18 protein-coding genes and 1 pseudogene are annotated in these 21580 nt (G+C 61.4%); 9 read left to right on the forward strand and 10 right to left on the reverse strand.

Annotation, left to right across the window (positions count from 1 at the left end; genetic code table 11):
* The first annotated feature begins 181 nt into the window (after positions 1 to 181).
* Both KGB28_RS06765 and KGB28_RS06770 read left to right on the forward strand, forming a co-directional pair.
* Positions 182 to 1378, forward strand: a complete 1197-nt coding sequence (locus KGB28_RS06765) for a DUF3142 domain-containing protein (protein ID WP_223443655.1) — start codon at positions 182 to 184, stop codon at positions 1376 to 1378.
* On the forward strand, positions 1365 to 3482 hold the full coding sequence (locus tag KGB28_RS06770; RefSeq protein WP_223443657.1) for a hypothetical protein: 2118 nt from the start codon (positions 1365 to 1367) through the stop codon (positions 3480 to 3482). Before KGB28_RS06765 ends, KGB28_RS06770 begins: the two co-directional genes overlap by 14 nt.
* A gap of 3 nt (positions 3483 to 3485) precedes the next feature.
* On the opposite strand, the gene KGB28_RS06775 is transcribed toward KGB28_RS06770, so the two are convergent.
* Positions 3486 to 4115 carry a LysE family translocator gene (locus KGB28_RS06775; RefSeq protein ID WP_223443659.1) on the reverse strand — a complete coding sequence of 210 codons (630 nt, stop codon included), beginning with the start codon at positions 4113 to 4115 and terminating at the stop codon, positions 3486 to 3488.
* A 145-nt stretch (positions 4116 to 4260) separates the two neighbouring features.
* Between KGB28_RS06775 and KGB28_RS06780 the strand changes: the two genes are divergently transcribed.
* Positions 4261 to 4734 carry an Lrp/AsnC family transcriptional regulator gene (locus KGB28_RS06780; protein WP_057712676.1) on the forward strand — a complete coding sequence of 158 codons (474 nt, stop codon included), beginning with the start codon at positions 4261 to 4263 and terminating at the stop codon, positions 4732 to 4734.
* A gap of 137 nt (positions 4735 to 4871) precedes the next feature.
* Here KGB28_RS06780 and lpdA read toward each other — a convergent pair.
* Positions 4872 to 6273, reverse strand: a pseudogene (gene lpdA, locus KGB28_RS06785) (dihydrolipoyl dehydrogenase).
* A gap of 215 nt (positions 6274 to 6488) precedes the next feature.
* Here lpdA and hflK (KGB28_RS06790) point away from each other — a divergent pair.
* The 5 genes from hflK (KGB28_RS06790) to cfaB all read left to right on the forward strand — a co-directional run bounded on the left by hflK (KGB28_RS06790) (position 6489) and on the right by cfaB (position 13850).
* Entirely contained in the window at positions 6489 to 8447 is a 1959-nt protein-coding gene (gene hflK / locus KGB28_RS06790; protein WP_223443661.1) for a protease modulator HflK, read from the forward strand.
* Positions 8444 to 9484, forward strand: coding sequence for a protease modulator HflC (hflC, locus tag KGB28_RS06795; protein ID WP_223443663.1), 1041 nt, complete (start codon positions 8444 to 8446; stop codon positions 9482 to 9484). Before hflK (KGB28_RS06790) ends, hflC begins: the two co-directional genes overlap by 4 nt.
* Positions 9481 to 10539, forward strand: coding sequence for a protease modulator HflK (hflK, locus tag KGB28_RS06800; RefSeq protein ID WP_223443666.1), 1059 nt, complete (start codon positions 9481 to 9483; stop codon positions 10537 to 10539). The genes hflC and hflK (KGB28_RS06800) overlap by 4 nt, the downstream gene beginning before the upstream one ends.
* On the forward strand, positions 10536 to 12446 hold the full coding sequence (locus tag KGB28_RS06805) for a cation-translocating P-type ATPase (RefSeq protein WP_223443669.1): 1911 nt from the start codon (positions 10536 to 10538) through the stop codon (positions 12444 to 12446). Before hflK (KGB28_RS06800) ends, KGB28_RS06805 begins: the two co-directional genes overlap by 4 nt.
* Before the next feature lie 219 nt (positions 12447 to 12665).
* Positions 12666 to 13850, forward strand: a complete 1185-nt coding sequence (cfaB, locus tag KGB28_RS06810) for a C17 cyclopropane fatty acid synthase CfaB (protein WP_223443671.1) — start codon at positions 12666 to 12668, stop codon at positions 13848 to 13850.
* On the opposite strand, the gene cls is transcribed toward cfaB, so the two are convergent.
* Positions 13847 to 15286 (reverse strand): cardiolipin synthase, encoded by a 1440-nt coding sequence (cls, locus tag KGB28_RS06815; protein ID WP_223443674.1) that lies wholly within the window; start codon positions 15284 to 15286, stop codon positions 13847 to 13849. The two genes, cfaB and cls, sit on opposite strands and share 4 nt — an antisense overlap.
* A 132-nt stretch (positions 15287 to 15418) precedes the next feature.
* On the opposite strand from cls, the gene KGB28_RS06820 reads away from it, so the two are divergent.
* A complete protein-coding gene (locus tag KGB28_RS06820) occupies positions 15419 to 15940 on the forward strand; it encodes a DUF3617 domain-containing protein (protein ID WP_223443676.1) in 522 nt (173 codons plus the stop codon).
* Between the two features lie 111 nt (positions 15941 to 16051).
* Here KGB28_RS06820 and KGB28_RS06825 read toward each other — a convergent pair whose 3' ends face one another.
* The 7 genes from KGB28_RS06825 to KGB28_RS06855 form a co-directional block, all read right to left on the reverse strand.
* A complete protein-coding gene (locus KGB28_RS06825) occupies positions 16052 to 16930 on the reverse strand; it encodes a His/Gly/Thr/Pro-type tRNA ligase C-terminal domain-containing protein (protein ID WP_223443679.1) in 879 nt (292 codons plus the stop codon).
* A gap of 120 nt (positions 16931 to 17050) precedes the next feature.
* Entirely contained in the window at positions 17051 to 17611 is a 561-nt protein-coding gene (locus tag KGB28_RS06830) for a carbonate dehydratase (protein ID WP_223443681.1), read from the reverse strand.
* The gene (locus KGB28_RS06835; protein WP_223443683.1) at positions 17608 to 18483 is read right to left on the reverse strand and encodes a metal ABC transporter substrate-binding protein; all 876 of its coding nucleotides are present in this window, start codon (positions 18481 to 18483) and stop codon (positions 17608 to 17610) included. Before KGB28_RS06835 ends, KGB28_RS06830 begins: the two co-directional genes overlap by 4 nt.
* 11 nt (positions 18484 to 18494) lie before the next feature.
* Positions 18495 to 19361 carry a metal ABC transporter permease gene (locus KGB28_RS06840; protein WP_223443685.1) on the reverse strand — a complete coding sequence of 289 codons (867 nt, stop codon included), beginning with the start codon at positions 19359 to 19361 and terminating at the stop codon, positions 18495 to 18497.
* Positions 19361 to 20029 carry a metal ABC transporter ATP-binding protein gene (locus KGB28_RS06845; RefSeq protein ID WP_223443687.1) on the reverse strand — a complete coding sequence of 223 codons (669 nt, stop codon included), beginning with the start codon at positions 20027 to 20029 and terminating at the stop codon, positions 19361 to 19363. Before KGB28_RS06845 ends, KGB28_RS06840 begins: the two co-directional genes overlap by 1 nt.
* On the reverse strand, positions 20026 to 20922 hold the full coding sequence (folE2, locus tag KGB28_RS06850; protein ID WP_223443690.1) for a GTP cyclohydrolase FolE2: 897 nt from the start codon (positions 20920 to 20922) through the stop codon (positions 20026 to 20028). Before folE2 ends, KGB28_RS06845 begins: the two co-directional genes overlap by 4 nt.
* 145 nt (positions 20923 to 21067) lie before the next feature.
* A complete protein-coding gene (locus KGB28_RS06855; RefSeq protein ID WP_223443692.1) occupies positions 21068 to 21445 on the reverse strand; it encodes a glutamine synthetase in 378 nt (125 codons plus the stop codon).
* Between the last annotated feature and the right edge of the window lie 135 nt (positions 21446 to 21580).

Genomic DNA, 21580 nt, shown 5'->3' on the forward strand with positions numbered 1-21580 from the left:
CCGGAACCTGTGGGAGCGGCGGTGCGACGATTCGACTTGCTCGCGAAGACTGCGGAACAGTAAACATTGATGTTGCCTGACACACCGCTTTCGCGAGCAAGCCCGCTCCCACAGGAGTTTCGCTTAACTGACTGGCATTAACCGCAATGGCCCTTTCTGCATTTCAGGAACAGGCGTTTCAATGGTTTTTTTCACTCGCTCGATGGTCTTGCTGATGGCGCTGGCGCTCACCATCGGATGCGAAAGGCAGGATGCACCGCCGCTGGATCAACAGCTTTACGTCTGGCAGCGGCAGTGGACGCCGGCCCACGACGCCGCCCTCCGGGACAGCCGCGCCGATTTTTCGACCTTGCGGGTGCTGGCCTTGCAGGCCTTTCCCAACGCAGGCTGGAGTCGGGCCCGGATTGATCCGGCACTGCTCAAGCGCGATGGCCGGCCGGTGATTGCGGTGATGCGCCTGGATGGGCAGCTCAAGGCGCTGGATCAGGATGAGATCACAGCGCAAATCCGGCAGGTGATCAGCGATTGGCAGGGACAGGGATTGAACCTCGCCGGCGTGGAAATCGACCATGATGCGGGTAATGCCCGGCTACCGGCGTATCGCCAGTTTCTCGCGCATTTACGTGAAGCGTTGCCGACGTCGCTGCCCCTGAGCATCACCGCGTTGCCGTCCTGGCTCGACAGTCGCGAACTGCCGGCGTTGTTATCCACAGTCGACAGCAGCGTGTTGCAGGTGCACGCGGTGAGCGATCCGCGTCGCGGCTTGTTTGATGCCGATCAGGCCCGGCAATGGGCGAAGGCCTGGAGCCGTATCACGACGAAACCCTTCTATCTGGCACTGCCAGCCTATGGCGTGGCGTTGCTGCCGTCGGCGGGTGGCGCGCCTGTTGTGGAAAGCGAAGTCACGGTGGAGCGCGAAGGCCTGCGCCGGGAGTTGCTTGCCGATCCGCATTCGTTACGCACCCTCGGTACCGAGTTGCGGGCCGATCCACCGAAACATCTGGCGGGCCTGATCTGGTTTCGCCTGCCATTGGCCAACGACCGTCGGGCCTGGAGCTTGACCACCTTGCGCGCCGTGGCGCGCGGTGATGCGCTCGACAGTCAGTTGGCGCTGAAACTCTCGGCCGACAATGGCCTCTATGACATCGGCATCAGCAACCTGGGCAACCTCGACCGCGCCTGGCCCGAACGCCTGACGCTGGCGGTCAGTGGCTGTGAGGGGGCCGATGCCTTGGCCGGTTACGCGTTGCAACAGCGTCCGGATCTGCTTACCTTCACCCGCCTGCGCGATGGCCGAATACCGGCCGGCGGACAGCGTGCCATTGGTTGGGCTCGCTGCGCACACATTGATCAAGGAGGTTCGAATGTTCACCCGTAACTGGCCGCGTCATTTGCTTTGCCTGAGCCTCAGCCTGCCGCTGGGTTCGGCGCTGGCCTGCGGCCCGGACTTCCCCATGCGCCTGCTGGATAACCGCGGCCAGTCGCTGGCGGAACTGCCGGAAGGCAACTTCAGCTTCGAAATCAGCCGCCTCGGCCACGCTATCAAAGGATTGAAGAACGTCACTGCTGGCGCCGACAACAGCGATGAACCTGACCTTGTAGCGCTGCGCGATCAAGCCGAGCAGGTGGGACTTTCCGCCGAGCAACAGGTGTTGGTGAAACACCTGCGCAGCCTGACCGATGCCCGTCAGGTTGAAACCGAAGGGGCGCAACTGCCGCCTGAACTCAGGTTGTACCTGGCGGGCGCCGTGGCATTTGGCGCGGGTGATCCTGCCTTGGCCGCCGGGTATTTCAAGAAAGTGCTGGCCTTGCCTGCAGAGCAACGGGCCTCGCGCAGCACCTGGGCGGCTTATTCGCTGGGGCGCGCGTTGTTCGCCATGAGCGTCGAAGCCGATGCGGCTCCGGGTCTGCTTGAGCAATCCGCAAGGGCCTTCGAGCAAGCCCGGCAACTGAGCATCGACGGCTTCAGCGATCCGCTGGAGCTGGGCGTCGCCAGCCTCGGCGAAGAAGCCCGGGTGGTGCGCACCGCCGGTGACTGGAACCGCGCCATCGAGCTATACGCCACGCAGAATCTGCACGGCTCCGCGGTGGGGTACGAATCGCTGAAGCTGTTGATGGCGGACCTGATGACGCTGCCGGATGATCAAGTGGCCAAGTTGCTCAAGGGCCAACCCGTACAGCAATTGGTGACCGCATCGCTGATCAGCCGATTGGGTTGGTCGTTCGGCGATCAACCGCCCAACGAACAAAAAATGATCAAGCTGCTGCAAAACAGCACCCGTGGCAGTCTCGAAAACGCCGACCGCCTGGCGGCGATGAATTATCAACAGGGCGATTACGCCAGCGCCAAGGCTTTCCTCGAACATGCCGGCGATGGCGGGTTGGCCTGGTGGCTGCGGGCAAAACTGGCGGTGCGCGAGGGCGATAAGAGTGCGGCCGCCGCAGCCTATGCCAAAGCGGCCCAGGCCTTCCCGCAGAATGAATCCTGGGGCGAGCGACGGACCCCGGACTACGATTACGAAACGCTTCAGCCCAAATGCCGGGTCGAGGGTGAAAGTGCGATCCTGGCCCTGCAACGCGGGGATTACCTGCAAGCCTTCGATCAGCTGTATCGCAGCCAAAGCATTTACTGGTTCGACGCCGCCACCGTTGCCGAGCGCGTGTTGACCCTCGAAGAACTCAAGCACTACGTCGACACTCAAGTGCCGGCACCGCCGCCGCTCAGCCAGCTGGACCGCGACAACTACGTGCCCTTGCCGGTGGCGGCGAGCCTGCGCAATCTGCTGGGGCGGCGGTTGTTGCGCGAGGGGCATTACGAGGAGGCGCCGGCGTACTTCGATAATGACGGCTTGCGGCACAAGGCGAGATTGTATGGCGAGCAACGTCTGGCGGCTGATGCAGCCTGGTGGCCGACCCGTCGCGCCGCTGCGCTGTTCAATGCGGCCTGGACGGCCCGCGAGTGGGGCATGGACATCCTGGGCTACGAAATGGCGCCGGATTACGCCACGCTCGGCGGTAACTTCACCTTGGCAAACGACGAACTCAAGGTCGGTCCATTGGTGGCCGAGGACGAAGTGAAGCGCCAGCAGGCCAGCGCTGCCCAGCCAGATCAGCGTTACCACTATCGCTTCGTGGCCACCGCGCTGGCGAACAAGGCGGCGGATAACTTGCCTCACACCAGCCAGGCGTTTGCGGCGGTGTTGTGCGAGGCGTCGGGGTGGAACAGCAGCCTCGAAGAGCAAAGTGCGATTTATCAGCGTTATGTCAAAGAAGGGCCTTACGTGGAATGGGCCGCCGATTTCGGTCACCAGTGCCCGTACCCCGACTTCGAGCACGCCGACAAACGCTACGTGACCCAAGTCACCGACGCTGCGCGTTCGGCCTTGCGCCCTTACAAGACGCCGTTACAGGTCGGTAGCGTACTGGCGTTCGCGGCAGCCGCGCTGTTGATGTTCAAGCGTCGCCGCCGCAAGGCGCAGTGAGGTTCAAGCCTGTTGCACAAAGGTCAGCCGCACGGCGAAACCGATCAACAGGCTGCCGAACAACCATTGTTGCAGGCGCTGGGCTGAGGGGCTGCGTTGCAGCCAACGGCCGAGTGCCGCGCCGATCAAAGCGTAGGCGCTGTCGAACAGCAAACCGACACCGACCAGCACCACGCCCAAGGTCGCAAATTGCCCGAGCACCGGCCCGGCCTGTGGGTTGATGAATTGCGGTAGTAGCACCGAGCAGAACAGCAGTGCCTTGGGGTTGAGCAGGTTGGTCAGCAGTCCGCGTCGGATGGCTGCGCCCCAGCGCGGTTTTTCGCCGGTTGCGTCGGCGCTGGTGAGGCTCGGCAGCATCGTGGTTCGCAGACACTGAATACCGATCCACAGCAGATACGCGGCGCCTGCCAGGCGCACCACGTCGAAAGTCCAGGGCGCCGCCTTGAACAGTGCCGCCAGCCCCAGCGCCGCCAATGCCACATGGCAACCCCGGGCGATGCCCAAACCCACGGCCGTGGCCAGCGCGGCGCCTTTGCCCTGGCGGGCACCGGTCTGCAACAGCAGGATCATGTCGGGCCCCGGTAACAGGTAGACCACTGCCAGTGCCATGAAAAACAGCCAGAGACCTTGCATGTTGCACCCCATTCGTTGTCGATTTGGTCGTGCCAGTCTAGGGCTGAAGGGCGGGGCAGGTGCTTGCGTTGTCAGCTTCTATCGGGTCGTGTATTGGCATAATCTGCCACTTAATCAAGATTGAACCATCGGGATCTGCCAAACCATGAAACTCGACGCCTACGACCGCAAGATTCTCGCCGCGCTGCAACGGGATGGCCGCCTGAGCAATGTGCAACTGGCAGACGAGATCGGCCTGTCGGCATCGCCTTGCTTGCGCCGGGTGCGGATGCTTGAGGAAGCGGGGGTGATTCGCGGCTACCAGGCCAATCTTGATCGCGATGAAGTGGGGTTGGGGCTGACGGTGTTTGTCGGGGTCAAGGTCGAGCGTCATAACGATGAACAAGCCGAAGCCTTTCGCCTGGCGGTAACGGCATTGCCGGAGGTGATTTCGGCGTTTCTGGTGTCAGGGGAGTCGGATTTTCTGCTGCAGGTGGTGGTGCCGGACTTGCGTGCCTATGACCGCTTTCTCACCGGGCGTTTGCTGAAGCTGCCGGGGGTGAGCGACATCCGCAGCAACTTTGCGATTCATACGGTGAAGGCTCCGGGGGTGTTACCGCTGGAGCATTTGCCGCTTTAAACCGAGTCGCCTGCTTTCGCGAGCAAGCCCGCTCCCACAGTGATTGTGTGAACACCACAAATCCAATGTGGGAGCGAGCTTGCTCCGGGCGGCGTTCCGACGATGGCAATAGACCAGGCACCCAAGCCCTTCGGGTCTTACATCTGCGTCGCCATCCCATCCACATTCATCGCCGCCTGGCGCAAGGCCTCGGAGCGGGTCGGGTGTGGATGGCAGGTCAAGGCGATGTCTTCCGCCGAGGCGCTGAATTCCATGGCCACGCAATATTCGCCAATCATTTCACTGACGCTCGGGCCCACCAGGTGCACGCCAAGGACTTCGTCCGTGCGCTCATCGGCCAGCACTTTGGCGAAGCCTTCGGTTTCGTGGTTGATCTTCGCCCGGCTGTTGGCGGTGAAGGGAAACTTGCCGACCTTGTACGCCCGACCTTCGGCCTTGAGCTGCTCTTCGGTCTTGCCGACGCTGGCCAGTTCCGGTTTGGTGTAGACCACACTGGGGATCAGGTTGTAATTGACCTCGCCCGCCTTGCCGACGATCTGCTCGACGCAGGCCATGGCTTCGTCCTCGGCCTTGTGGGCGAGCATGGGACCTGAGGTCACATCACCAATCACCCAGACGCCGGCGGCTTCGGTGCGATGCCCTTTGTTGGCGAGCATGCCGCGCTTGTCGGTGGCGAGGCCGACGTTCTCCAGGCCCAGGCCCTGTGTATAAGGTCGGCGCCCGATGGCCACCAATACGTAATCCGCTTCCAGCAACTCTGCAGCACCGCCAGCGGCAGGCTCGATACTGAGCTGAACGCCATTGGCGGAGCTGGTGGCGCTGGTCACTTTTGAACTCAACTTGAAACTCAAGCCTTGCTTGCTCAGGGAGCGTTGCAGGGTTTTGCCGGCTTCGATGTCCACGCCAGGGCAGATCCGGTCGAGAAACTCGACCACCGTTACCTGCGCCCCAAGGCGTCGCCAGACCGAACCCAGTTCCAGGCCGATCACGCCGGCACCGATCACAACCAGATGCTTGGGCACCTCGCTCAGGGCCAGGGCACCGGTGGAGTCGAGGATGCGTTTGTTATCGATGTCCACTCCAGGCAGGGGCATGGGCTCGGAACCGGTGGCGATGATGATGTCCCTGGCGATCAGTTCGGTCTTGCCACCGGCTCTATCGGTCACAGTGACTTTGCCCGGTCCGTCGATGTGGCCCCCAGCCTTTGATCCAGTCGACTTTGTTTTTGCGGAAAAGAAATTCGATGCCCTTGGTCAACCCGGTAACGCTTTCATCCTTTTGCGTCATCATCCGGGCGAGGTTGAGGCTGGGTTTGACGTCGATCCCCAGGTTGGCAAATTCTGCCCCCATGGCCGCGTCGTACAGTTCGGAGGCATGCAGCAACGCCTTGGACGGCATGCAACCAACGTTCAGGCAGGTGCCGCCGAGTGTGGCGCGTCCTTCCACGCAGGCGGCTTTCAGACCCAGTTGTCCGGCGCGGATCGCCGCGTTGTAACCGCCGGGGCCACCGCCGAGTATCACGACGTCATAAATGCTCATGGATGTACTCCTGGATCGAAAGGGGGTAGGGATGGGTAAAAGTAGTACCTAGATAAAATTACGATCGTAATATGTGCGTTGTGCCGTATTTCGGTCAAGGCTTCAGCTAAGCGACAGGTTGGGAATCTTTAGATAGCGCGCTTGAAAACAGAAATTTCACCATTTTCGTTATATCGTAACGAATTGTTCTGTAAGCGAAGACACTCTGGGGTGGTATGCAAGTCGATCTCGATGTTGATGAAGCGCCGTTAGCCGGGTTGCCGCGCTTTCAGCAGGCGGTCATTCAAGGGCGGCGTTTGCGCCAGTTCGCCATCGGTGCGGGCGTACTCGCGACGGTGGGTGTGCTGCTGGCGTTTTTTGTCGGGCTGTTTTCGTCGCAAACACTGTGGCCAGCGTTGCTGCTGAACCTGAGCGCGGCGTCTGTGGTGTTGATGGCCGGTTTGCAATCGGCCTGGTGGGTAGCCCAGTGGCGTGCCCGCGCCATGAATCCCGTAGTGCCGGTGGTTGTTGTCGACGAGTCTGTCGCGCCTTCGGGGTGGTATGAGCGTTTGCTGGACCGGATCAGCCAGCAATCGCAGCACCTGCTCGGGCAAATCGGCGCGCCGACGCTGTGGCTTGGCGGCTGGGCATTGTTGGCGGTATTGGGCGTGGAACAGGCCTGGAACCTCACGTTGCCCCCGGCAGCGCTGGGCCTGTCGGCCACTGTCGGGGCTGCGTGCTTTTTGCTGTTGGCGTTCGGCCTGTTGGTGATGGAGCGCCATCTGGCGCAGGAAAACACCGCGCAATGGCCTGAAGCCGCCGCGTTGGCGCAATTGACCCGTGTGGCGATCATCAGCCTGGTGCTCGGTGCTTTTTGTCTGTTGTTTGCCGATGAAACGTCGGTATGGCCTGTACGTCTGGCGGTGTTGATCGGACTGCTGCCGGGGATGGTGGCGGCAGAACTGTTGCTGCGCGCGGTATTGTCATTATTCAGCCCGCGCCGCGACCGCCTTGAGCCGGAGCTGTTGGCGCGCAGTTTTGTCGCTGACATGCTGCGCTGGCCACCACAGCCATTGCTGGCGTTGCAGCACGAATTGCATAACCGCTTCGGCATCGATCTGCGGCAGATCTGGGCTTTCACTTACATGCGTCGGGCGTTCCTGCCGGTGCTGGCGGTGGTGTCGCTGGTTGGCTGGTCACTGACCGGCATTCACGAAATTGCCCTGCAAGGGCGTGGCATCTACGAGCGATTCGGAAAGCCAGCGGAAGTGTTCGGCCCAGGTTTGCATATGGGTTTGCCTTGGCCATTGGGCCGGGTGTTGAGCGTCGAGAATGGCGTGGTACACGAGTTGGCCACCAGTGTTGGCGAAACCACAGCACCCATTCAGGCCGACCCCGCTGAAGGCCTGGCCCCGGCGATTGCCAATCGCCTGTGGGACGCCAGCCATGTGAACGACAAATCCCAGGTGATCGCCAGCAGCCGAGCCGACAAGCAGAGCTTTCAGATCGTCAACATGGACGTGCGCTTCGTCTATCGCATTGGTCTGAGCGATGAGGCGGCGTTGGCCGCGACCTATAACAGTGCCGATGTGCCGATGTTGATTCGCAGCACCGCCAGCCGAATCCTGGTTCACGACTTCGCCTCGCGCACCCTCGACGGTTTGCTCGGCGAGGACAGGGTAGGGCTGGCCGAAGAGATCGGCCGCGCGGTGCAGGCTGACCTGCAAAAACTCGACAGCGGCGTGGAAATTCTCGCCACGGTGGTCGAAGCGATTCATCCGCCGGCCGGTGCAGCCAATGCCTATCACGGCGTGCAAGCGGCGCAGATTGGCGCGCAAGCCTTGATCGCCCGCGAACGCGGCGCCGCCGCTGAGGCCACCAACCAGGCGCAGTTGCAGGCCAGCATCGCCCGCGATCAGGCGACGGCCAGTGCCCGTGAAATCAACGCTGGCGCCCAGGCCGCAGACCTGAAATTCAACGCCGAGCAAAAAGCCTATGCCAGCGCTGGCCAGGCCTTTGTGCTGGAGCAGTATTTCAGTCAGTTGTCCCAGGGTTTGGCCAACGCCAAATTGCTGATTCTCGATCATCGACTGGGCGGCAGTAGCAATGCGCCGACCATCGACCTCCGTACGTTCACGCTGCCGGTTGACCCTGCGCCGTCGCGTAAAACCGCTCAGCCAGGAGCTGCCAATTGAGCCAGTCCCATACCCACGATCACGATGACCACGCCGGACACGATCACAGCCATGGCGGGCACCACCACGGCCACCATCATCATCACCACGGCGATCCGCAGGAGGCCGGTCCATTCCCGTGGCGTCGGATGGGTTGGGCGGCATTGTTGGTGGCGTTTGCGGTCGCTGCCGCAAGCCTGGTGCAGGTGCGCTCCGGTGAGGCCACGGTGATCACGCGCTTCGGCAATCCATCGCGAGTCTTGCTGGAGCCGGGACTGGGTTGGCGCTGGCCGGCACCGTTCGAGGCGGCGATCCCTGTGGATCTGCGGCTGCGCACCACGTCCAGCGGTTTGCAGGATGTCGGCACGCGGGACGGTTTACGCATCATCGTTCAGGCATACGTGGCGTGGCAGGTGCAGGGCGATCCGGACAATGTGCAACGCTTCATGCGCGCGGTGCAGAACCAGCCCGATGAAGCCGCGCGGCAGATTCGCACCTTTGTCGGCTCCGCACTGGAAACCACCGCCAGCAGTTTTGATCTGGCGAACCTGGTCAATACCGATGCCAACCAGGTGCGCATCGCCGATTTCGAAGCACAGCTGCGCAAGCAAATCGATCAGCAGCTGCTCACCACTTATGGCGTGCGCGTGTTGCAGGTCGGTATCGAACGATTGACGCTGCCTTCGGTGACGCTCACTGCGACGGTCGACCGGATGCGCGCCGAGCGTGAAACCATCGCCACTGAGCGCACGGCTATCGGCAAGCGTGAGGCCGCGCAAATTCGTTCCGCCGCCGAACGTGATGCGCGGATCGTGCAGGCCGACGCCACAGTAAAAGCCGCGGATATCGAAGCACAATCACGGGTTGAAGCGGCGCGGATTTACGGTCGCGCCTACGCGGGATCGCCGCAGCTCTACAACCTGCTGCGCTCGCTCGACACCTTGGGCACGGTGGTGACGCCGGGAACCAAGCTGATTCTGCGCACCGATGCCGCGCCGTTCCGGGTGTTGGTTGACGGTCCGCCGAGCCTCGACAACAAGTCCGGATCGCAGCCATGAGTTTGGTTCCACGTGGAACAAATGAGTTGAGCAGCCCCTGGATTCAGGCCGGGCGCTTGGCGTTTCTCGCCCTATACGCGGTGACAGTGTTGGCTGCGTTGGCTTGGGCGTTTTCCAATGTGCGACAGATCGATCCGCAAAATCGCGCGGTGGTTTTGCATTTCGGTGCGCTGGATCGCATTCAGAATGCCGGGCTGTTACTGGCATGGCCGCAACCGTTCGAGCAGGTGGTTTTGTTGCCGGCGGCGGAGCGGGTGATCGAGCGTCGAGTGGAAGGTCTGTTGCGCAGTGGTGCCGCGATCCAGGCAGATCGCGTGGCCAGTTTTGCCTCGCCCATCAGCGATGCCCTCGCAGGCTCCGGCTATCTGTTAACGGGTGATGCCGGTGTGGTGCAACTCGATGTTCGGGTTTTCTACAAAGTCACCGAACCCTATGCGTTCGTACTTCAGGCCGAACATGTGTTGCCGGCACTGGATCGGTTGGTCACCCGCAGCGCCGTGGCACTGACCGCCGCACGCGATCTGGACACTATCCTGGTTGCCCGGCCAGAGCTGATCGGTGCTGACAGTCAGGCGGCGGAACGACGCGAGCGCTTGCGAGGCGATCTGGTGCAGGGCATCAACCAGCGTCTTGCTGAACTCACGGCGACGGGGCAGGGACTGGGGATCGAGGTGGCGCGGGTCGATGTGCAATCGAGTCTGCCAAGCCCGGCAGTGAATGCCTTCAATGCGGTACTCACAGCGAGCCAGCAGGCCGACAAAGCCGTGGCCAATGCGCGTACCGAAGCCGAAAAGCTGACACAAACGGCCAACGAGCAAGCCGACAGAACATTACAAGTTGCCCATGCCCAGGCCAGTGAACGACTGGCCAAAGCATCCACCGACACGGCCACGGTGTTGAGCCTGGCCAAGGCGCAACAACAGGGCACTGACCCGCAAATGTTGTTACGCATTTATCGTGAGCGGTTGCCGAAAATTCTCGGTCAGGCCGGTTCGGTCACGACGGTCGATCCCAAAGACGATTCCCGCCTGATCATTCAGGGAGCTGCACAATGACCGCTCAAACCGCCGTCGCACCGAGCCTGTTGTCTTCGGCTGAACAGCGCCGCGCCGCGCGCCAACTGACCCTGGCCATGCTCGCATTGGGCTTGCTGGCCTTGGGATTAATCTGGCGTTGGCTGGCGCCTGAGCAAACTGGCGTCAGTCAGCTGCTGCTGGGTTTTGCCTCGCTGCTGGTCGCCGTGCCGGTCATGCGCTCGGCCTGGTACAGCCTGCGCTATCCAAGCCTGCACGGCATCACCGATCAATTGATTGCCCTGGCCATGCTGGGTGCCTGGGCCACCGGGGATCTGCTGACGGCGGCCCTGTTGCCGATCATCATGATCTTCGGTCACGTGCTGGAGGAGCGCAGCGTGATCGGTTCCCAGGAGGCGATTCACGCACTCGGCAAACTGACCCGCAGCCACGCGCGCAAGGTGCAGGCGGACGGCTCCATCATTGAAGTCGACAACGGCACGCTCAAGGCCGGCGACCTGGTCGAGGTCCGCGCCGGGGACCGGGTGCCGGCGGATGGTCGGGTGTTGTCCGGCCAGGCCAGTCTGGACACTGCCTCCATTACCGGCGAATCGGTACCGATGGAAGCGGGCGTCGGCATGTCGGTGTTCGGGGGCGCGATCAACCTCGACGGTCTGCTGCGAATCGAAGTGACCCGCACCGGCCAGGAATCGACCCTCGGCAAAGTCATCGCCCTGATGCAAAACGCCGAGCGCTCGAAACCGCCGATCACTCGTTTGCTTGAGCGTTACGCGGGCAGCTATATGGTGCTGGTGTTGCTGTTGGCGGCGGTGACCTGGTTCATCACCAACAACGCTCAAGCGATGCTCGCGGTGTTGGTGGCGGCCTGTCCTTGTGCGTTGGTGTTGTCGGCACCGGCGACGGCGATTGCCGGGGTGGCGGTAGCGGCACGCCACGGGATTCTGATCCGCAGTTCTGCGTTCCTCGAAGAGTTGGCGGACCTGACTTCGCTGGTGGTCGACAAGACCGGGACGCTGACCTTCGGCACCTTGCGCCTGCAATCCATCGACAGCCCGCTGGAGGACCGCAGCCATGTCCTCAAGCTCGCCGCCAGCCTCGGCTCGGCCAGCAGTCACCCGGTCAGCCGTGCGCTGGCGGGGTTGGTGACCCAGGAGCATTTCCTGCTGCTTTCGGACATTCATGAGCGCCAGGGCCTGGGCGTAGTGGCGATGACCGAGCAGGGCGAAGCGGCGCTCGGCCGGCCGGAGTTGTTTGCGCAACTGGGCATCAGCACAACAACGGTTCCCGATCATGACGGTCCGATTGCCGGGCTGGCGCTCAACGGTGAATTCCTTGCCTGGCTGTTGTTGGCCGACAGCGTCAAACCCGAGGCGCAATTTGCTTTGGGTGAGTTGCGCGAATTGGGATTGGGTCGCCAGTTGTTGCTCACCGGTGACCGGCACAGCGTCGCGCAAACGCTTGCTCGGGATGTCGGGATCAGTGACGTCGAAGCGCAAGCCCTGCCCGAAGACAAACTGAACCGCGTGCTCAAGGAAATCGACAGCGGCTTCCGGCCGATGGTGGTCGGCGATGGCATCAACGACTCCCTGGCCCTCAAGGCTGGCGTGGTGGGTGTGGCCATGGGCGCCGGCGGTGCGGACATCGCCCTGGCTTCGGCGGACATTGTGCTGATCGGCAGTGACCTGCGCCGCCTCGGCACCTGCGTGCGCCTGAGTCGTCAGTGCCGCCAGACGTTGCAGGTCAATGTGATCATCGGGCTGGGCTGGACCCTGGCGATCGTGGCCTTCGCCGCGTTCGGCTGGCTTGGCGCTGCCGGGGCGATGATTGCGGCGTTGCTGCATAACCTCAGCACCTTGTTGGTGTTGGGCAATGCCGGTCGTTTGCTGCGGTTCCAGGAGCCGTTGCTCAAACTGAAGGACGAAGCCTGAAGGCGAATGCTCTAAACCGGGTCATCACGGGGGCTTCAACTTTTTAGAACTGTGCGCCCGGTTCGTAGTCATTGGAGATGAGGGCACATCATTTTGTGCGTTCGCGGCGGCAGGTGCAGGCGTCGCGAATCATTGAAATCGGCTATTAATTCGATAGCCAGCTATTTTTCAAAGATGGTCTACCCTCTGTTTAGACGTCTGAAACAAGGGAGATTCTCCATGCTCGCGCATCTTCCACCGGCCTTACAGAATCTGCAATTACCGCTTCGCCTGAGACTCTGGGATGGCCATGAACTCAATCTGGGACCGGCGCCCAGCGTCACTATTGTGGTCAAGGACCCACAAATGGTCACCCAGTTTACCCATCCAAGCCTGGACGCCCTCGGTGCTGCTTTTGTCGAAGGCAAACTGGAACTCGAAGGCTCCATCAGCGAAGTGATCCGTGTCTGCGATGAATGGAGCCAGGCGTTGCTGGACGAAAACGACGACAATCAGCCGGTTCGTAGCGCCCACGACAAAGAGATGGACGCCAAGGCGATTTCCTACCACTACGACCTTTCCAATGCGTTCTATCAGCTGTGGCTCGACAGCGACATGGCGTATTCCTGCGCTTATTTCGAGACCGGCAGCGAAAGCCTCGAGCAGGCCCAGCAAGCCAAGTTCCGTCATCTGTGCCGCAAGCTGCGCCTGCAGCCCGGCGAATATCTGCTGGATGTGGGTTGCGGGTGGGGCGGATTGGCGCGTTTTGCGGCGCGGGAATTTGGCGCGAGAGTGTTCGGTATCACCCTCAGCAAGGAGCAGTTGGCCCTGGCCCGGGAACGCGTAAAAGCGGAGGGCCTGGACGACCTGGTCGAACTGCAACTGCTCGACTATCGCGATCTGCCACAGGATGGCCGTTTCGACAAAGTGGTCAGCGTCGGCATGTTCGAACACGTCGGCCACGCCAACCTGGCCGAATACTGCAATACCTTGTTCGGCGCGGTGAAAGAGGGCGGCCTGGTGATGAACCACGGGATCACCGCCAAATACACCGATGGCCGTCCGGTGGGACGTGGTGCCGGAGATTTCATCGGGAAATATGTGTTCCCCAATGGCGAGCTGCCGCACCTGTCGATGATCTCTGCCGAGATCAGTGAGGCGGGGCTTGAAATCGTCGACGTCGAGAGTTTGCGCCTGCACTACGCTCGTACGCTCGATCACTGGAGCGAACGCCTGGAAGACAACCTCGAAGCGGCGTCCAAGCTCGTACCGGAACAAGTCCTGCGCATCTGGCGGCTGTACCTGGCCGGTTGCGCCTACGCGTTCGCCCGCGGCTGGATCAACCTGCACCAGATTCTCGCAGTGAAGGCCCACGCCGATGGCAGTCATGAACTGCCATGGACCCGTGACGATATCTACCTCTAGAGAATCGGCGAAATAAGCCGGGCGACCCGCATGCCGACCTGCTGCAGGCGGTGGGTCTCCCGGCCTTCTCCTTTGGCGATTTCGTGGGCGTTGGCGAAATCATCGTTGAGCATCTGTTCCACCTCGGCGGCGAACGCGCGGTCGACGGTCAGCAACATCACTTCGAAATTCAACCGGAACGAACGGTTGTCCAGGTTGGCGCTGCCGATGGCGCTGATTTCGCTGTCGATCAACACCACTTTCTGGTGCAGGAATCCGGGCTCGTAACGGAACACCCTCACACCGGCGCGCACGGCTTCGAAGGCGTAGAGGCTGGAGGCGGCATAGACGATTCGGTGGTCGGGCCGAGACGGCAACAGCAGGCGCACATCCACACCGCGCAGTGCCGCCAGGCGCAATGCTGCGAACACGGCTTCATCGGGGATGAAATACGGGCTGGTGATCCAGATCCGTTCCGTCGCCGCATGGATCGCCTCGACAAAGAACAGAGAACAGGTTTCGCAGGCGTCTGCCGGCCCACTGGCGAGCAACTGGCACAGCACGCCGTCTTCCGGATAAACCTCAGGCAGGATCAGCGGCGGCAGGGCACGCGCCACCCAGAACCAGTCTTCAGCGAAAGACTCCTGCATGCACGCCACCACTGGCCCGCGCACTTGCACGTGGGTATCGCGCCAGGGGGCCAAGGGCGGTTTCTCGCCCATGTATTCGTCACCGACGTTGTGCCCGCCAACGAAGCCGAGAATGCCGTCCACCACCACGATCTTGCGATGGTTGCGGAAGTTCACCTGAAAGCGATTGAACCAGCCACTACGGGGGCCAAAAGCCTTGACCTCGACGCCGCCATCACGCAAGGCCTGCACGTAGCCTTGGGACAGGGAGTGGCTGCCGATTCGGTCATACAACAGGTAGATCGCCACGCCTTCGGCGGCTTTCTTCAACAGCAAAGTCTGCAGGCGTTGGCCGAGACGGTCGTCGTGGACGATGAAAAACTGGATCAGCACGGCTTCTTTCGCCTGGCTGATGGCATCGAAAATGGCGTCGAATGTCGACTGGCCGTTGATCAACAGCCGCGTCTGGTTATTGGCCAGGCAGGGCATGTGTCCGAGCTTGGGCATCGCTCTGAGTGAGGCGTAGGCAGAAGAGGCGCGGGCGGTGAGGGCTTCTTCTACCCAGGGTCGCCAGTTGAGTTCGGAAACGGCCTTGCGCATCTCCTCGTTGGCCTGCCGCCGGGCCTTGATGTAGCCATCAAAGGTGCTGCGGCCGAACATCAGGTACGGGATCAGCGTGAGGTAAGGGATGAAAAACAGCGACAGGGCCCAGGCGATCGAGCCTTGGGCGGTACGGACGGTCAACACGGCGTGTATGGCCGCGATCATGCCCAGCGAGTGCAGCAGGGCGATGGTGTAACCGAAAATATGCGGTCCGAAATAATCCATGGGGGCTGCCTTGCTCCTGAAGATTCAGTGCTTAACAGACCATGTTCCGTGCAGAATGTCGCTAATTAATTGGCCCATGAACCGAAGCCTGCGGCTGACGTCTAACGGCCACTACTGATCAGGAGTTACTCGATGAACGTTCGTCTGCTGGGTTTGGCCATGGCACTGGGTTTGGCACTTCCTGTGGCGGCTCACGCGCAAATGCTGCAACCAGGATTGTGGGAGATGACCACGAGCAACATGAAGGTCGACGAGCAGAATATGCCGGACCTGCAATTGATCCTCGGCCAGATCCAGAGCCAGATGACCCCTGAGCAGCGCGCCCAGCTGGAAAAGCAGGGCATCACCATGGGTGGCAAAGGGATCCGGGCATGCCTGACCCCTGAGCAGGTCAAGACCGACAACATTCCGCTGACCGATCCGCAGTCGGGCTGCAAACAGGAAATCACCGACCGCTCCGGCAATCAGTGGAAATTCCGTTTCAGCTGCCCGAGAGCCCAGGGTGCCGGCGTGGCGACATTCGTCAGTGATCGCGAGTTCACCACCAAGGTCAACGGGACGTTCAACGCCACCGGCCTTCAGCAGAAGGGCAGCCTCGAATCCCGCGCCGTCTGGCTGGGGCAGGATTGCGGTACTGTGAAACCAAGAGCTTAAAAGCTTCCTCGGATCGCCTTCGCGAGCAAGCCCGCTCCCACACTGATTTTGTGAACACCACAGATCCAGTGTGGGAGCGGGCTTGCTCGCGAAGGCGTCCTTCCAGCCGCCCTAGATTCCCGGCCGACTCAACCACTCACACGCCGCTTCGACAGCCATCCGGCCAAAATCCTCCCCCGTGCGACTGCGCACACTGACAAACCCCCCAGCTTGTTCTTTTTCGCCAACCACCACCAGGTACGGCACGGTCTGGCTGTGCTGGCGAATCTTGTAGCGGACTTTTTCGTTACGCAGGTCGGCCCTGGCGCGCACACCTTTTTGGCGCAAGGATTCGGTCACCGCTTGTGCATAAGTCGCCTGGCGGTCATCCATGCTCACGACGACCACATGGGGTGGAACGCGCCAGTGTTGCAGTTCCTGATGGCTGGACCAGCAGGTGCCGTAGATCCGTTGCTGTAACGTGCCGCTGATGTGATCCAGGGCAAACGCCTGCAAGACTTTGGTGGTGGGGACGTGCGGTCCATGGCTCTGGTACTCGGTGTCCCCCAGACGGTACAGCGACACTGCTTCGCGCGTCGGCCGTCGACGGATCGAGTGATTGGTCGCTGCCAGTGACTGCATGCGCGCTTCGATGAGGGGCAGGTCTGCCGGGGTCAGCGGTTGCTCGACTGCAAACTCGTAAAAGAAACCGTCGCCCAATTCCTTTCCCGCACGCATTTGCGCATGAGGGTGGAGTTGCTTGACCGCCATCGCCAGCATCAATGCACAGGAGCGGCGCAGGATCTCCAGACCGTCCGGCTCCCGGGGGGTGACAATGCTGACCCGGGCATTCGCCTCGATCAGGTATTCGCAGTCCACCAGTACACCGTCGACCCTTCCCGCCACGGCCGCGCTGGCCAGTTCGGCGCCGATACTGGCGGCCACCTCGTGCACGGACAGTGGCTGATCGTATTCACGCAATGAACCATCGGGCAGGGTGATCTGGATCATGGTCGGCGTACTCACGTGCTTCTAACGAGCGTTATCGCATAAACCATAGGGGCAAACATTAAGACGTTTGTCGTGGCAGGCAATTTGTCCTGACACGATGGCTGTTTTTGGCCACCCGCTTCAGAACTCGTTTTGCAGGGCTTTGTAGCCGCGCACCAGGTCGACGTTGGTGCGCGCCACGTCTTCGGAAAACTCCGAGGCACTGACGCTCACCGGCGGGTATTGCGAGAGGTCGGTGTTGGCGCCGATCCGCGTGGTGGAGGGCACGTAGAAGGCTTCAGGCAGGTCACGACCGTCGACCACCGAGTTGTGCCGCACCACGCAACCGTCACCGACCACGCAGTTGAACAGCACGCTGTTGAAGCCGATGAACACTCGATTGCCCACGGTGCAGGGGCCATGCACGATCGAGCGGTGGGCGATGGAACTGAACTCGCCAATGGTCACCGCCGCACCGGATTTGGAGTGGATCACCACGCCGTCCTGGATGTTCGAGTTGGCGCCGATGGTGATCGGCTGCATCTCGCCTGAGTCATCGACTTCGTCAGCGCGGATCACGGCATAGGGCCCGACGAACACGTTCTCGCCGATCACCACTTTGCCGCAAATGATTGCTGTCTTGTCGACGTAGGCCGACTCGGCAATCAGCGGTAAATCTCCGGAAGGGTTCTTGCGGATCATGGCTTGCTCAACGCGTTGTACAGGGTGTTGAGGTTGTACTCGAACAACCCGGTGAAGGTGCTGGCCGGACCGTTCGCCGCCAGGGCATCGGAGTACAGCGTGCCGCCGATCTGCGCGCCGCTTTCTTCTGCGATCTGCTTGAGCAGGCGGGCGTCCTTGATGTTTTCCATGAACACGGCTTTGACCTTGGCCTGACGAATCTGGGTGATCAGTGCGGCCACTTCGGCGGCTGAAGGTTCGCGCTCGGTGGACAGGCCTTGAGGTGCCATGAACTCGATGCCGTAGGCCTGGCCGAGATAACCGAAGGCGTCATGGGAGGTCACGATCTTGCGATTGCCCGGTGGCAGTGAGCCGAGCTTGGCCTTGGCTTCGGTGAGCAGGGCGTAGACCTGCTTCAGGTACACCTGGCTGTTGCGCTCATAGTCGGCGGTGTTCGCCGGGTCAGCGGCGATCAGCGCCTTGGTGATGTTGGCGATGTACAGTTCGGTGTTCGCCAGGTTATGCCAGGCATGCGGGTCGGGAACGGTTTCGCCGTCTTCATCCAGGCTGCGCGGGATGACGCCGTGGCTCGCGCTGATGACCTGCGCCCGGGTCTCTGTGCTCGTCACCAGGCGATCCAGCCAGGGCTCGAAACCCAGGCCGTTCTTGATGATGAGCCTGGCCTTGAGCAGCGCTTTGGCGTCGTCCGGTGTCGGCTCGTAGGTGTGGGCATCCGCGTCCGGGCCGACCATGTTGGTGATCTGGATATGCTCCCTGCCGACCTGCCGGGTCATGTCAGCAAGGATGCTGAAGCTGGTGACCACCTGAAGTTTTTCGGCGGCAGACAGTGACATCGACACCATCAAGCTGAACAGCACGAGTAAAGCGCGCATCGGGTAACACCTCATTGGGATGTAAGCAAAGGCGGGCGGCGCAGCAAGCCGTGCACCGGCCCGAACACCACGGACAACAGATACCCACCGCCGGCCACCAGCACGATTGCCGGGCCACTGGGCAGCGAGTAATAGAACGAGATCAATAAACCGAGCCACACCGAGAGGCTGCCGAGCAAGGCGGCGACGACGATCAGCACCGGCAGGCGACGACTCCAGAAACGCGCCGCAGCGGCAGGCAGCATCATCAGGCCGACCACCATCAACGCGCCGATCGCCTGGAAACCGATGACCAGATTCAACACCACCAGCGTCAGGAATACGCCGTGGGCCAAGGGGCCGAGTCGGCTGACCGTTTGCAGAAAAAGCGGGTCGAGGGTGTCGAGCAGTAGTGGTTTGTAGATCAATGCCATGGCCATCAGGCTCAGGCCCGACACCCAAAGCATGCCGGTCAAGGTCGGGCCGTCGACCGCCAGCGCCGAGCCAAATAACAGGTGCAACAGGTCCAGGCGTTTGCCGGCGATGCCGAGAATCAGTACGCCACCGGCCAGGGAAATCGGGTAGATCGCCGCGAGGCTGGCGTCCTCTCGCAGGCCGGTGCGCCGAGTAATCCAGGCTGCAAGGCCGGCCATGCTCAGGCCGGCGCCGAGACCGCCGATGGTCAACGCCGGGAGGCTCAAGCCGGCAAACCAGAAGCCCAGGGCCGCACCGGGAAGGATGCCGTGGGCGACCGCATCGCCGATCAGGCTCATGCGCCTGAGGATCAGAAACACTCCAAGAGGCGCCGTACTGCACGCCAGGAGCAAACCGCCCAGCAGCGCCCGACGCATGAACACGAACTCGTGGAACGGTTGCCAAAGATGCGCGGCAGCGATCATCAGGCCACCTGCGTTTGTGGTGGTTGGCTGATCAGTTCGGTGCTCGGACCGTATACGCAACCGTTGCCTTTGATCAGCAAGGTGTGTGGGATGTGCTCGCGGACAGCGGCGAGGTCATGGCACACGACCACCAGTGTCCGGCCTTCGAGGTGCCATTCGTGTATGTGCTTCCAGAGCAATGCCTGGCCGAGTTCATCGAGGGCCGCGTGGGGTTCATCAAGCAACAGCAAGGGTGCATCGGTCAGGCTCAACCGGGCGAGCAGGGCGCGTTGCAATTCACCGCCGGAGAGGGCCATCAAGGGTCGTTCTTCCAGGCCGTTCAGGCACCAGTTTTCGAGGACGGTTTTCAGTCGTTGGCTACGGATCTCCGGTGACTGTTTGCTACCCCAGAAACCGGCGGCGACCAATGCCTGAAGGCTGATCGGAAATTGCCTGTCCAGGTGTTGTTGCTGAGGCAGGAACGACACACCGCCTTTAAGTGGAACACTCAGTCGCACCTTTCCGGCCAACGGTTTTTGCAGGCCGGCGATGACCTTCAACAGGCTGCTTTTCCCGGAGCCGTTCGCACCGATGATGGCGGTCAGGCTGCCCTGCGACAGTTCGAAGTCCAGCGCGGGTGTGAGTGGCTGCCCCGGTGCGCCCCAGCGCAAAGCGTGGCAAGCAATCATACGGCCCCCCAGTTGAAACGGCTTTCGGCTACGGCGTCGTGGGCGTGCAGGCTTTCGGCGTGGATGACACGAATGTGGAAGGCATTGATGCCCGCGGAGCGTTTCAGGGCCAGACTCAAACGGCGTGCGGCGTCCTCGCAGAACATCAGGTTCTGACCATTGGCCAGGGCGAAGGCCTGTTCGTCGGCGCGTTTTACCGCTGTTTGAACGGCGGTGCCGAGTGCGGCTTCGGCGTCATTGATGACGGCGATCAGAGGCAACTCGTCCAGAAAATCGGCCAACCGAACGCACAACTTTGCGCTGCTGCGTTGGCTGTGAGGTGTGGCGACGATGCCGTTCGTGGAGCCGAGCCAGGCTAAAACGTCGGCGTGTTGCAGTGGCTTGTTGGCGAAATCATCGACGAATTTTTGCTGAATCAACTGTCGAGAAAGGGCCGCAGAACACGGGCAAGTTGAGGAATAAGACACATCGATTTTTAGTTCCACGTGGAACATCGCGTTTTTCAAACGCGCTTCGATGCTGACCGGATAGCTTTTCCAGCCAGCCAGTGGACTGATCAGCGCCGGCCTTTTCAGCAACAAATCGGCATGAATGGTTAAGTGTGCGCTGCTGGATAGCCCCTCATGGCTCTCAAGAAAACGCTGCAAAACCCGCCGCAATAAAGCCGGTGAAAGGCTTTCCTGCTCCAACAATTCAAGCGCCAGATAAAGCCGTGACATGTGAATGCCACGCGCGTTGCCATCGTCGAGGCTTACGCCGGCATCGGCCTTTGCATTCAGTCTTTGGCCATCGAACAAAACGGGAAGAGCAATGCCGCACATGCCCACCCACTCCAGTGGCAGGGCTTGGCGTGAGGCCTGCGCGGCGATATCCGGCAGAGTCAGCGCATTCATGAGCAGGTCCATCGTGGGAGTTGATTTGACATGTTATAGTATAACAATACAATCGACGATGCCTTTTTCATGAACGGACTTTCATCATGCGCAACCGCCACATGCTCAGCCTGATTTCACGCCATCAACAGAAAAACAAAGAGGCCTAACAGCCAGCGATCCGGCTGCAGGTGAACCTGGCGCTGCTGCCGCCAGAGCTGGAAAACCGGTTGATCGTGGTCCAGCCGACGCGCCGGTTGTAGCCAACCCAGGCCTCGCCATCGGAAGCGATACCGGTGAAAAACGTCAGCTGGCCGTAGCGGCTGTTGGTCTGCGCCCAATAGCGTTTGCCGGCCATTTCGAAACCCCGCAGATAGAGGGTGCTGCCGGCGGTGTTGACGCTGTAGGCGTTGCCATCCGCATCCACGCAGGCCAGCAGGTTGGCGCTGCGGGTGCACTTGGCCAGGCTCGGGAATTGGGCCGTCGCGTCTGCAGCCACCAGCAGGGAAAGCATGATCAATGCAGGTTTAAGGGCGTTGCGCATGGGCTTTCTCGCGAGGGGAGCGGCGTTCAGCATCCTGTCCTTTGCACTGCCGGGCAAGAGGGGATGGTTTATTTGTATTGTTACAGTATAGCATTGTGTAAGCCCGACACAGTGACCGGGCATCCCTGTGAGGAA

Origin of the sequence: Pseudomonas sp. BF-R-19 (assembly GCF_019956445.1) — a bacterium.
GTDB classification, from domain to species: Bacteria; Pseudomonadota; Gammaproteobacteria; order Pseudomonadales; family Pseudomonadaceae; genus Aquipseudomonas; species Aquipseudomonas fluorescens_BH.